The sequence below is a fragment of the Pseudaeromonas pectinilytica genome (genome assembly GCF_054780855.1).
This window is the reverse complement of sequence record NZ_BAAGVN010000300.1, coordinates 1-12,080: the sequence shown is the minus strand read 5'-3', so window position 1 is coordinate 12,080 and position 12,080 is coordinate 1. Positions and strand designations below refer to the sequence as shown.

Here is a 12,080-nt window from a genome sequence, read left to right as displayed (position 1 = left end):
CCGAATATATGTTTGTGACTACTTTGTTAAAAATAGAGCAGCACTTGCTTGCACAGGGTCGGTGTCCATATAAGCTATTTAGGTATGCATTTTTCCAAGTCTTTCATCGCACTAGCATCTATTTTTAGGAGCGTGCAGCCTACGAGTTATGGTGTCATAAGCCCTGAGTCCTCCACCGTTCTCATGGTTGTGGCATGACCGGTTTTTATGGAGAGCATGGGTGTTGTTGATCGCGACACTCAATTCCCGGTCAGGAAAGGCAGACGGATATGAGTGATATGGTTTTAATCTCGACCTTGGCGGATGGCATGCTCAGTGCCGCGTTACTGGTGCTGTGGCTGGTGCAGCGAGAGGAACGTCATGCCCTGTATTGGGGGCTGGGGCAGTTGTCGTTGGGGATCCTGACGGTGATCTGGTATTGGCAGCAGCAGGGTGTGGTTGCTCCCTGGATCCCCTGGAGCCTGCGAGTCTCCCTGAGTCTGGGGTTGTTGTTTTATATTCAGGGAACTCTGTATGCCACCGGCCGCTGGATGTCATGGCGCACGGTACGCTGGAGCTTTGTTGCTCTGCTGGCATTCTTCGCCATCGGTGCCCAGCTCATTCCCGGTACCATCCAGCTGGTTGCGGTCTTGATGCTGGCCAGTTGTTTGCTCTGGGCCGGTTACCAATTGGCACGAGGCCCTGGCACCTACCGCGTGGTCGGTGCCATGCTGGCGATCCGCGGCCTCTTGAACCTGGCATTCGCGTTCCGGTTGCAAGACCCCGACATCTTGCCGGCACTGTATGGGGTGGCCTTTGCGGTAAAAACCGCCTCCATGCTGGGCCTGCTCTATGTCGTGCAACACGAGGCCCGGCAACGATTCCCGAATGCTATGCGCTTTTTGGCCGAAGGGATCTGGGTCCACGACCGTCAGGGACGGATCCTGTTTGCCAATCCGGCTTGTGCCTCCTTCTTCGGTTATGACTCGGTCGCCTGTTTCGAAAACCGGAGGGTACAAGACTTCATGCCGTTTATTACCCAGGAGGTTATGTCTCGCCACTACCTAAGGTTGAGTTCGCAGACGGAGCAATTTCCACTGCGCTTCGAACATATCTGCCGTAATCGCCATGGCCATACCATTTCATTCGAGGCGCTGGTTAGTCCTTACTGGCAAGGCGGGCAGCTGTTTTTCCTGTCGCAGTTGCGCAATATCGAAGAGCGCAAACGTCAGGAGCAGCTATTGCAGTTGGCCGCGAATGCGGACGATGTGACCGAGTTAGCCAGTCGCTATGCCCTCAACGAGCAGCTGCGGACCTTGTTGCACCATGATGCCGAGCCCGTGGCTTGCGCGCTGATTTTCATGGATCTCGATCACTTCAAACGTATCAATGACAGTCTGGGCCATATGCTGGGGGATCAGCTATTGCATGCGGTGGCCGAGCGCCTGCGACAACTGGTGACGCCCTCCATTTGTGTGGCCCGCTTTGGTGGCGATGAATTTGTTGTCATGTTGACGGATACCAGTGCCGAGCGGGCTCGCGAGGAAGGGCTGATGCTGGCTGGACAGATCCATGAGGCGTTCCGTCGTCCCTTCTCGTTAGGTGCCATGGAGGTTGTGGTCACCATCAGCACCGGGATGGCGGTTTACCCGACCCAGGCGCAGGATGCCGACATGCTGCTGCGCTACGCCGATAGTGCCATGTATGCCGCCAAGCGGGCGGGGCGAAACCAGCATTGCTTGTTCGATGCCTCGCTGGCTCATGCCGTGCAGGACAGCCTGAGCATCGATATGGCGCTGCGTCAGGCGCTGGACAGTAACGAGTTTTCACTGGTCTATCAGCCGATCATCGATGTCTGGAGTGGACAGTGGTGCAAGGTGGAGGCCCTGGTGCGCTGGCACAGCCCCAGTTTGGGATTTGTCTCTCCGGACCGCTTTATTCCGGTGGCCGAGGAGAGTGGTCTGATCGTGCCGCTGGGATTGTGGATCTTGCGGGAGGCCTGCCGTCAGCTCGGGGTCTGGCAGCGAGGGGCGGATGCCACGCTGGCGCAGGTCAGAATGAGTGTCAACGTGGCGGCTTGGCAGTTGGCGGATAGCAATTTTATCCGCGATGTGGAGCAAGCCTTGCAGGATGCCGGGATCGCCGCCTCCAGTCTGGAGCTGGAGCTGACCGAGCGGACCCTGATCGAAGAGGATCCGGTCATCAGTGCCTCACTCGAGGCATTGCGGCAGATGGGGGTCAAACTGGCGCTGGATGACTTCGGTACCGGCTACTCCTCGCTCAACTATCTAAGCCGCTTCCGGCTCGATACTCTGAAAATCGACCGCTCCTTTATCATCGAGCTGGAAACGAATCAGCGTTGCCGCGATTTGACGCGACATATCATCGGCATGGGTAGGACGTTGGGATTGGTGCTGGTGGCCGAAGGGGTGGAAACCCGAGCTCAGGCTGATCTGTTGACCCAATTTGGCTGTGAACAACTCCAGGGCTATCTCTTCTCTCGACCGCTGGCGGCAGCAGAGCTGGTACGGCAATTGGAGTTGAGTGACGGGTAAAGGGAGCGAATCCCTTTACCCGGATGACGGCAATTATTTGCGACGATTCTGTTTGGCCATGCGGCGCAGCAGGGCATCGGCGACATCCGCCGGATCTTCAATCACCCCAATGGCTTCCGGCAATGGGAACACGGCCACCGCCAGTCCATCCTCTTCCATACCCTTGACCCAACGATCCAGCCAGGTCTTGAGGGGCACTGCATAGGGTTCACACTTGGACCACTCTTCCGCCGCCCAGGCTTGGGCATAATCCGGATGCGACCATACTGGGATGCAATCTTCCTCGTCGGCAGTCAGCAGCATGCAGCCCTGTTCATCCTTAAGGATCCACAACTCGCCTTGGGCGACAACCTGCTGGATGAAATGGTCATAGCGTTGGTCGGCATCCAGTGCCACCGTGCTCTGATACTGTTCCTGGGTTAACGGGTCACTCATAGGGGCCTCGCAGCAGTATGGAATGAAAAAAAGAGAGGGTTATGCCGTAATGCCTGTCAGTTAAACGGTTCGGGAGAGACAGCCTCTCTCGCCAACTCGCCGTAAACCCTTCCGTGGGGGCTCGATGGCGGCATCCCTGCCGCCAACGGTTGGCTCAAAAGGCTATCTCTTCTTCGCTAACGGACTGGCATTAGGGTTATGCCGGATCCTGGTCGAGCTGGTCGAGCTTTTCCACCAAGGTTTCTGCCAGTTCGCTGGCGTCTTCGACGATGCCGGTTTCATCGGGCAAGGGGAAGACTGCCACGGCAATATTATCCTGTTCCAGTCCTTCGGCCCAGCGCTCCAGAAACACCTCCAGGGTGATGGATTGCAGTTCATAACTGGCCAGCTCATCCTTGATCCAGGCTTGAGCATACTCCGGATGGGGCCACAGCGGCAGGCAGACGTCGCCTTCACTCTCCAGCAGCAAGAGCCCCTTGTCACCCTTCAGCACCCAGAGCAATTGGTGCTGCGCCACCTTGGCAATGAAGTGGTCATAGCGATAATCCGCATTGAGTTGCAAGGCAGCGTTGCGTTCGGTGTCGCTCAGTTCGTAGCTCATAAAGGCCCCATGGGTCGGCTGAATGAAAGGCGCCTCGGTACGGTCTGGCGCGAATGGCGGACATGATCCCATCTTGTGCCGCGCTTGTCCAAGGGATGCGTTTTTGCTTCGACACTTTTCAACCGGGAAACCATGGCTGCCGCCGAGCGACGACAGCCATGGTGCGGTCAAACCGTTAGATGGCGGAAGCCTCGGTCAAGTCGATGACCTGTGGGTTGGCGACCGCCGGATCGACGCTGATCCCCAGCTGGCTGCTGCCGATCGTTGGGATGAAGTCGCTGCTACCGCTGTCGAGCACCTCGTCTTCGCCGGCGTTGCAGACCAGTTGCAGGTCATAACGCCCAGCGCTGACGTAATCCAGGCGAGAACTGGCCGGAGTGGTGTCGGTGGCGGCTTGCAACAGACTGGTCAGCACTGGGCCACCGCTGGTGACCTCGCTGTTGAGCCCCAGGTAGGCTAGATCACTGCCGTCCCGGGCGGGATAGAGATAGACCCCGGCGTGGTCGAGGTTACCATCGCACAGGCTGGCGCTGACTTGGCCCTGCAGCGTGGTCAGAGTCGCGACCTCCAGCAGGCTGACGCCATTGGGTTTGAGCTTGTAGTAGTTGCCGTGGCCGGGTAACACCATGGCGTGACGCAGATTGAACTCCAACTGGAAGCTGGCAACTCCATCGGCTGGGGCATTGAAGCCGTGCAGTTTCAGCTCACTACTGGGGACTTCCAGCGGTAGGGTGTTGCCTGCATCGTCCAGCACATAGGAGCTGGGATGGGAGGCCGGGCCATCCAGCGTCTCGCTGCGACCATCTTCCACTTGCAGTCGCAACTGCTGGTAATCCCCGGCGGTGATGCTCTGGTTACTCAACAGGGCGAAGCTGTCACCGCTTTGATAGTGCAGTAGATCCAGATAGAGAAAACGCGGGTTGCCATCGCCGTCGGTGGGGATGTTGTAACCGGTGGGCAAGCAGCCATCATCCTTGTCTGTGGGCAGCAGGTCGAGGGGCGACCAACTGGCCAGTGCGCTGTCATTGCTATCGTTCAGTTGAAGTCCGGCGATGGCGATGCAGACTTTCTGCGCACCATCGACCGGAGCATCTGAAATTTGTAACGAGAAACTGCTGCTGCCATCCTGGCTACTGTCGCTGCCACCACAGGCGGCCAGCAGGGACAGTAGGGCAGCACAGGCTAGTTGTTGCTGAGCCATGATCGTTCTCCGTAATGAGTCGGCTAGTTAAGTCTAGCCGACTCCGGAGATTAATCGTGGTGACTCACGACCGGACGAGCGGGATCGCCGCCCCATTCGCTCCACGAGCCGTCATACACCGTCAGATCCTGATAACCGGCCAGCTCGGCGCCGAGGGCCAGAATGCAGGCGGTGACACCGGAGCCACAACTGAAGATGGGGGCTTGCTGCTCGCCCAATACAGGAGCGAATTCGGCCTGCAAGTCGGCGACCGGCTTCATCTTGCCACCCTGCTGCAATTGGCCAAACGGCAGGTTCAAGGCTCCGGGCATGTGCCCGGCTCGTAATCCGGCGCGCGGCTCGGGCTCTAAACCGGTGAAGCGGGCGGCACTTCGTGCATCCAGTACCGGCCGACGGCCACTGCTCAATTCGGCGGCCACGGTATCGGCATCGCAGAACAGCCCGGGCTGCAGCCGGGCAACAAAATCACCGCCTGCACCGGCGTAGGCCGTTTCCGGCTCCACGCTCAGACCCGCCGCTTGCCAGGCGGGCAAGCCGCCATCCAGCACTGCGACCCGGGTATGGCCCATGGCGCGGAACATCCACCAGGCGCGGGGTGCCGAGAAGATGCCGAGCCGGTCATAGACCACGATGAGGCTGCTGGCCTGGATGCCCAATGCCTGTACCTCGCGGCTGAACAGCTCGGGGCTGGGCAGCATATGAGGCAGGTCGGTATCGGGGGCGCAGATTTTTTTGTCGAAATCGAAGCGGCGGGCTCCCGGGATCTGCACCACAGGCGCGGTACTGGCCGGTGCCGAAGGCGGTTGCATATGGGCGTCCAGCACCACCAGATCCGGGTGGCCGAGGTGCGCGGCCAGCCATTCCACAGCGACCAGCGGAGTTGGCAATATCACATCCGTCATCAGAGACTCCTTGTCATGGGGTTGCGGTTCAATGGCCACGTTCCAGCAGCGGCTTGAGGAAACGGGCGGTGTGGGAGGCTTCGCACTGGGCGATATCCTCGGGGGTGCCGGTGACCAGGATCTGGCCGCCACCGGAGCCGCCCTCCGGCCCCAGATCCACCACCCAGTCGGCGGTTTTCACCACATCCAGATTGTGCTCGATGATGACGATGGTGTTGCCGTTATCCCGCAGCTGGTGCAGTACTTTCAGCAGTTGCTGGATGTCGTGGAAGTGCAGGCCCGTGGTCGGTTCATCCAGAATATAGAGCGTCTGGCCGGTGTCGCGGCGGGAGAGCTCGCGGGAGAGTTTGACCCGTTGCGCCTCGCCGCCGGAGAGGGTGGTCGCCGACTGGCCCAGCGTAATGTAGGAGAGGCCGACATCGATCAGCGTCTGCAGCTTGCGTGCCAGCGCCGGTACGGCATCGAAGAAGGCGCGGGCCTCTTCGACCGTCATCTCCAGCACCTCGTGGATGCTCTTGCCCTTGTATTTCACCTCCAGCGTCTCGCGGTTATAGCGCTTGCCCTGGCAGACATCGCAAGGCACATAGACATCGGGCAGGAAGTGCATCTCGACCTTGATCACGCCGTCGCCCTGACAGGCCTCGCAGCGGCCGCCCTTGACGTTGAAGGAGAAGCGGCCCGGCTGGTAGCCCCGGGAGCGAGCCTCCTGAGTGCCGGAAAACAGCTCGCGGATCGGCGTAAACAGCCCTGTGTAGGTGGCCGGGTTGGAGCGCGGCGTCCGGCCGATGGGGCTCTGGTCGATATCCACCACCTTGTCCAGATGCTCCAGCCCCTCGATATCCAGATAGGGTGCGGGGTGCTCGACCGTGGCTCCGTTGAGCTCGCGATGGGCGATGCGGAACAGGGTGTCATTGATTAGGGTCGACTTGCCGGAGCCGGAAACCCCGGTGACACAGCTCATGACGCCAATCGGCAGTGACAGATTGACCTTTTTCAGGTTATTGCCGCTGGCGCCGGTGAGTTTGAGCCATTTGCCGGTCAGCGGTGTGCGCTGGGCTGGAATGGCGATCTGCTTGCGGCCGGAGAGGTAGTCGCCGGTCAGCGAGTTCTCGTTGGCCATGATGTCGCTGGGAGTGCCCTGCGCGACTATGTGACCGCCGTGCACCCCGGCTCCCGGGCCTATATCCAGCACATGGTCGGCCATGCGGATGGCATCTTCGTCGTGCTCGACGACGATGACGGTGTTACCCAGATCCCGCAGGTGGAACAGGGTCTTGAGCAGTCGTTCGTTGTCGCGCTGGTGCAAACCGATACTCGGCTCATCCAGCACATACATGACGCCGACCAGACCGGCGCCAATCTGGCTGGCCAGCCGGATACGCTGGGCCTCGCCGCCGGAGAGGGTTTCCGCCGAACGGGAGAGGGAGAGATAGTTCAGCCCCACGTTGACCAGGAAGCCCAGGCGTTCGTTGATTTCCTTGAGAATTTTCTCGGCGATCTGCGCCTTCTGGCCGGTGAGGGCCAACTGCTGGAAGAAGCTCAGGGCATCGGCAATCGACTTCTCGGCAATCGCCGGCAGATTAGTGCCCTCGATAAAGACGTTGCGCGCCTCCTGTTTCAGGCGGCTGCCCTTGCAGCTGGGGCAGGGCTGGTTGGCGATGTACTTGGCCAGCTCTTCGCGTACGCTGTTGGATTCGGTCTCCTTGTAGCGGCGCTCCATATTCGGGATCACCCCCTCGAAGGGATGACGCCGCACCACCACATCGCCACGGTCGTTCATGTAGCGGAATTCGATATCGGTCTGACCGGTGCCATACAGGATGGCGCGCTGCTGATCCTTGGTCAGCTCGGCGAAGGGCGCTTCCAGATCGAAGCCATAATGGTCGCCCACCGCCTTGAGCATCTGGAAGTAATAGAAGCTGCGCTTGTCCCAACCCCGGATCGCGCCGCCGGAGAGTGACAGCTCGCTGTTGCCGACCACCTTCTGCGGATCGAAATATTGCTGTACCCCCAGACCATCACAGGTCGGGCAGGCCCCGGCCGGATTGTTAAACGAGAAGATGCGCGGCTCCAGTTCGCTGATGGAGTAGCCGCACTCGGGGCAGGCGAAGTTGGCGGAGAACACCATGGGGCTGGCAGTGTCGTTGTCCATCTCCATCACCGAGACCAAGCCGCCGGAGAGGGTCAGCGCCGTCTCGAAGGATTCGGCCAGACGCAATTGCAGGTCATCCCGCACCTTGAAGCGATCCACCACCACTTCGATGGTGTGCTTCTTGTGCAGCTCCAGGGGCGGCGGATCCGACAGGTCACATACCTCACCATCGATGCGGGCGCGGATATAACCCTGGGCGGCCAGGTTTTCCAACAGCTGCTTGTGCTCGCCCTTGCGGTTGCGCACCACAGGCGCCAGCATCATCATCTTCTGCCCTTCGGGCAGGGCCAGCACCTGATCCACCATCTGGCTGACGGTCTGGGCCGCCAGCGGAATATCGTGCTCCGGACAGCGTGGCTCACCGACCCGGGCGAATAACAGCCGCAGGTAATCGTAGATTTCGGTGATGGTGCCCACGGTCGAACGCGGGTTATGGGAGGTGGATTTCTGCTCGATGGAGATGGCGGGAGACAAGCCCTCGATGTGGTCGACATCGGGCTTTTCCATCAAGGAGAGGAACTGGCGCGCGTAGGCGGAGAGTGATTCCACGTAGCGGCGTTGGCCTTCGGCATACAGGGTGTCGAACGCCAGAGAAGATTTGCCGGAGCCGGAGAGGCCGGTGACGACAATCAGCCGATCGCGAGGCAGCGTCAGGCTGATGTTCTTCAGGTTGTGGGTGCGAGCACCGCGAACTTCGATCTTGTCCATGGCTGACCTGATAGTAAAACAAGCAATAAACGCCAGTATGGCACAGCAGACACTGGATGAATAGACAGTTATCGGGCTATTATCCACGAGGCCGATGACCGGAAATCGTGTCGGCTGATGAAGGCAGTAAGTGTGTCGTCAGTCGTCAATCCACGATTGGCCGGATGCGAAATCAGGGGCAGGCTGGTAAGATGCGTGCCTATTATCTGGAACGCCAGGTTCAACCTGGCCATCAATGAATGCGGAGTGAAACTATGGCCAGTCGCGGCGTCAATAAAGTCATCCTGATCGGTAATCTGGGCCAGGACCCGGAAGTGCGCTATATGCCGAACGGCAAGGCGGTGGCCAATATCACGGTTGCCACCTCCGAATCCTGGAAGGATCAACAAGGCCAGCTGCAAGAGCGTACCGAATGGCACCGCTGCGCCATGTATGCCCGTCTGGCAGAGATTGCCGGTGAATACCTGAAGAAGGGCTCCAAGGTCTATCTGGAAGGTCGCCTGCAGACCCGCGAATGGCAGGATCAGCAAGGCCAGAAGCGCTACACCACCGAAATCATCGTCAACGAGATGCAGATGCTCGATGGCCGCAATGCCGGCGGTGGTGCCAGCATGGGCGCACCAAGCCAGCCACAGGGCCAGCAAGGCAACTGGGGTCGTCCGCAGCAACAGCCTGCCGCTCCAGCTCCGCAAGGTGGTTACGCTCCGCAAGCCGCACCGGCCATGCCAGCGGCTGCCCCTCAAGGCGGTTACCAGCCCCAGAACAACTTCAACCAGGCCCCGGCCCAGCCGATGTACAACGAGCCGCCGATGGACTTCGACGACGATATTCCGTTCTGAAGACGAACCCCTCAAATGCCAGAAGCCTCTGAATCTCAGAGGCTTCTTTGTTTTACGGCTCTGGTTCGCGAGATATCAGCCGTGAAAGGCGGGCATCAGCGCCTTGTTCTGCTCGATGACCTCATCCAGCACCTGTTCGAGTACGGTACCGCTGGTGATCAGCGGGTTTAGCACCAGAGCGCGCCAGGCGGTGTGGCGGTTGCCGGTGATGGCGGCTTCTATGGTCAACTGCTCGAAGCTCTTCATCAGTTGCAGCAGTCGCAAGGTGTCATCCGGGAAGGGGGCCACGTTGAGCGGCAGCGGGCCGGAGCGGGTGATCAGCGAACTGACTTCGACAGCACACTCATCGGGTAGACCGCTGATGGCACCATTGTTGCGGGTGTTGACGTGCATGATGATCCGTTTGTCGTTGTGAATGGCACTCATCAGCTCGCAGGCCGCTTCGGAGTAGTACTGACCACCGCGTCCCTCCAGTTGCTTGGGTTTCTCGGCCAGCTCCGGATTGCGGTAGATGTCGAACAGCTGATGCTCCAGTGCTTTGACCACTTCGCCCCGCGTGCCTTCGCCCTGGGCCTCGCCCAGTTCCTGTTTCAGGATGTCGTCACTCATGTAGTAGTAGCGCAGGTAGGCGCAGGGGATCATGCCCAGCCCCTTGAGCAGATGCTCGGGCCAACGGAAGGGCGGTATGTTGCGTGGCACCAGCGGATCGGCACCCTGGCTGAGTCGTGCGATCACCTCGGCGAGACGATCCTGACCGTGATGCAGGATCTGGCGGATGAAGATGAAGTGGTTGAGTCCCGCCACCTGCATGATGAATTCGGACTCCTGCTGGCACTCCAGCAGTTGGGCCACCCCTTTTTGCATGATGACGGGGACGTTGCACAGCCCGACCGCCTTGATTTTGCTGTGGCGCAGTACCGCCTCGGTCACCATGCCGGAGGGATTGGTGAAGTTCAGCAACCAGGCATCGGGGCAGAGGCGCTCCATGTCGGCGGCGATGGCCAGCGCGATGGGGATGGTGCGACAGGCATTGGCAAAACCGCCGAGACCGTTGGTCTCCTGGCCGATCAGGCCATATTTCAGCGAGATACGCTCATCGCGGATCCGGGCCTCCAGGCAACCGGCGCGGAACTGCGAACAGACGTAGTCGGCTCCTGCCAGGGCTTGCTCGCGATCCAGCGTCTCTTCGACGCGGGCCGAGATCCCGGCCTTGGCCAGCATGCGGCGGGTCAGGTTGGCGATGATCTGCATCTTCTCGCGCCCCTCCTCGATATCGACCAGCCACAGCTCGCGCAACGGTAGCTCGTGTTGCCGCTTGATAAGCCCCTCGATCAGCTCGGGTGTGTAACTGGATCCCGCGCCGATAACCACGATCTTGAGTCCTGACATTTTTTCACCTCAATCTTGAATTGCGAACATGGTTAATTAAGGCGCAACGGGTGCGGGGCGACAAACGAAAAAAAAGCCGCGATGGATTAATTCAATTAATGCATCATGGCCTTACGGCTCCCTCTTGCCGCTCATTGAGGAGAAACCCATGCTGGTACAACAAAATCGGCTGGCCTTGCTGCATACCTTCGAGGTCACGGCGAGCCATCTGAGTTTTACCCGCGCCGCCGAAGATCTGCACCTGACCCAGGGCGCGGTGAGTCATCGCATTCGCCATCTGGAAGAGCTGCTCGGCTTTCGTCTGTTCATCCGGATGACGCGCAAACTGGCGTTGACCCAGGAGGGGGAGCGTCTGCTGGCGACCCTGAGCCGCTCCTTGCGCCAGATCAGCGACGAGATCGAGGATATCCGCGAGCAGGATCTGCGGGGTCTGCTGCATATCGGTATCGCGCCGACGTTGGCGCAACTCTGGCTGATGCCGCGGTTAGCTGATTTTCAGCGCAGTTGGCCGAGCCTCAATCTGAAGCTGAAGGTGCGAGCCGGGATGGTCGACTTCCATGAAGAGCAAGTGGATCTGGCCATCTACTATGGCAATGGTCGTTACGCCGACCTCTATCAGGAGCGGTTGATGCCCGAACGCTTACTGCCCGTCTGCTCCCCGGAATATGCGCGGCAACTGGGCTGTGAGGGGAGGCCGGAGCGGCTGGCCGAAGCCGTTTTTATCCACGCCTCGGAATCGACTGATGTGCAGGAGGCGGTGGGCGAATGGCGGCACTGGTGCCGCGAACTGGGCGTCGACTTGCCACTGGAGGAGCGCACCTTCAGCGTCAACCACTATGGACTGGCCCTGATGGCGGCCGAGTCTGGCATGGGGATCGCCATGGGGCGCGAGACGTTGGTGCGCCCGCTGCTGGCCGCCGGGACTCTGGTCTCCCCCTGTCCGCTGCCGATTGCCTCGGAGCGGGGGTACGATCTCATCTGTCCGCACGAGAATCGTGATCGTCTGCGGTTTCAGGCTTTCACCAACTGGCTGCATGAACAGCTCGCCGTCGAGACCATCCTGAGGTAATGGTGCTGCTGCTATTAAATAGCCAATCCTAATGATGCTCCATCGACAAGGAAGCACACGCTGACACGCCGTAAACCCCTCCATGGGGCTCCACCGCGCCATCCCTGGCGCTGAGGGTCAGCTTAGCGCCATCCAGTCGATGTAGTGAGTGATCTACTATTCGGAATTAATGAAATGGACACCTCCCCATAACGGTTTCATTGAACCATGCTGTCAGTGCAGACCAACAGCAAAAATGAAGAGGTGCCCT

The 12,080-nt window shown here is 59.7% G+C and carries 9 protein-coding genes; 3 read left to right on the top strand and 6 right to left on the bottom strand.

Annotated features, from left to right (window positions below; translation table 11 throughout):
• Positions 1 to 269 precede the first annotated feature (269 nt).
• Positions 270 to 2,534, top strand: coding sequence for a putative bifunctional diguanylate cyclase/phosphodiesterase (locus ACYVG7_RS12210; RefSeq protein ID WP_460883378.1), 2,265 nt, complete (start codon positions 270 to 272; stop codon positions 2,532 to 2,534).
• A gap of 33 nt (positions 2,535 to 2,567) precedes the next feature.
• Here ACYVG7_RS12210 and ACYVG7_RS12205 read toward each other — a convergent pair whose 3' ends face one another.
• From ACYVG7_RS12205 to uvrA, 5 genes are all read right to left on the bottom strand, one after another.
• Positions 2,568 to 2,969, bottom strand: a complete 402-nt coding sequence (locus tag ACYVG7_RS12205; protein ID WP_460883377.1) for a DUF2750 domain-containing protein — start codon at positions 2,967 to 2,969, stop codon at positions 2,568 to 2,570.
• A gap of 196 nt (positions 2,970 to 3,165) precedes the next feature.
• Positions 3,166 to 3,570 carry a DUF2750 domain-containing protein gene (locus tag ACYVG7_RS12200; protein WP_460883376.1) on the bottom strand — a complete coding sequence of 135 codons (405 nt, stop codon included), beginning with the start codon at positions 3,568 to 3,570 and terminating at the stop codon, positions 3,166 to 3,168.
• A gap of 175 nt (positions 3,571 to 3,745) precedes the next feature.
• Positions 3,746 to 4,771 carry a DUF4382 domain-containing protein gene (locus ACYVG7_RS12195; protein ID WP_460883375.1) on the bottom strand — a complete coding sequence of 342 codons (1,026 nt, stop codon included), beginning with the start codon at positions 4,769 to 4,771 and terminating at the stop codon, positions 3,746 to 3,748.
• Positions 4,772 to 4,821: 50 nt separating this feature from the next.
• Positions 4,822 to 5,673, bottom strand: a complete 852-nt coding sequence (locus tag ACYVG7_RS12190; RefSeq protein ID WP_460883374.1) for a sulfurtransferase — start codon at positions 5,671 to 5,673, stop codon at positions 4,822 to 4,824.
• A 28-nt stretch (positions 5,674 to 5,701) separates the two neighbouring features.
• Complete coding sequence (gene uvrA, locus ACYVG7_RS12185) at positions 5,702 to 8,533, bottom strand: excinuclease ABC subunit UvrA (protein ID WP_460883373.1); 2,832 nt, start codon at positions 8,531 to 8,533, stop codon at positions 5,702 to 5,704.
• 254 nt (positions 8,534 to 8,787) lie between these two features.
• Here uvrA and ssb point away from each other — a divergent pair, with 254 nt between their 5' ends.
• Complete coding sequence (gene ssb / locus ACYVG7_RS12180; protein WP_460883372.1) at positions 8,788 to 9,372, top strand: single-stranded DNA-binding protein; 585 nt, start codon at positions 8,788 to 8,790, stop codon at positions 9,370 to 9,372.
• Between the two features lie 75 nt (positions 9,373 to 9,447).
• Here the strand turns inward: ssb and ACYVG7_RS12175 are convergent, their stop codons facing one another.
• Positions 9,448 to 10,761, bottom strand: coding sequence for a 6-phospho-beta-glucosidase (locus ACYVG7_RS12175; protein WP_460883371.1), 1,314 nt, complete (start codon positions 10,759 to 10,761; stop codon positions 9,448 to 9,450).
• A 148-nt stretch (positions 10,762 to 10,909) separates the two neighbouring features.
• On the opposite strand from ACYVG7_RS12175, the gene ACYVG7_RS12170 reads away from it, so the two are divergent.
• Positions 10,910 to 11,830, top strand: a complete 921-nt coding sequence (locus ACYVG7_RS12170; RefSeq protein ID WP_460883370.1) for a LysR substrate-binding domain-containing protein — start codon at positions 10,910 to 10,912, stop codon at positions 11,828 to 11,830.
• Positions 11,831 to 12,080: the final 250 nt, after the last annotated feature.

What these genes read in the sequence shown, in the direction of transcription:
- ssb (WP_460883372.1), top strand. Translation starts at nt 8,788, where the DNA reads ATGGCCAGTCGCGGCGTCAATAAAGTCATCCTGATCGGTAATCTGGGC.
- ACYVG7_RS12200 (WP_460883376.1), bottom strand. Translation starts at nt 3,570, where the DNA reads ATGAGCTACGAACTGAGCGACACCGAACGCAACGCTGCCTTGCAACTC.
- ACYVG7_RS12210 (WP_460883378.1), top strand. Translation starts at nt 270, where the DNA reads ATGAGTGATATGGTTTTAATCTCGACCTTGGCGGATGGCATGCTCAGT.
- ACYVG7_RS12170 (WP_460883370.1), top strand. Translation starts at nt 10,910, where the DNA reads ATGCTGGTACAACAAAATCGGCTGGCCTTGCTGCATACCTTCGAGGTC.
- ACYVG7_RS12195 (WP_460883375.1), bottom strand. Translation starts at nt 4,771, where the DNA reads ATGGCTCAGCAACAACTAGCCTGTGCTGCCCTACTGTCCCTGCTGGCC.
- ACYVG7_RS12205 (WP_460883377.1), bottom strand. Translation starts at nt 2,969, where the DNA reads ATGAGTGACCCGTTAACCCAGGAACAGTATCAGAGCACGGTGGCACTG.
- ACYVG7_RS12175 (WP_460883371.1), bottom strand. Translation starts at nt 10,761, where the DNA reads ATGTCAGGACTCAAGATCGTGGTTATCGGCGCGGGATCCAGTTACACA.
- ACYVG7_RS12190 (WP_460883374.1), bottom strand. Translation starts at nt 5,673, where the DNA reads ATGACGGATGTGATATTGCCAACTCCGCTGGTCGCTGTGGAATGGCTG.
- uvrA (WP_460883373.1), bottom strand. Translation starts at nt 8,533, where the DNA reads ATGGACAAGATCGAAGTTCGCGGTGCTCGCACCCACAACCTGAAGAAC.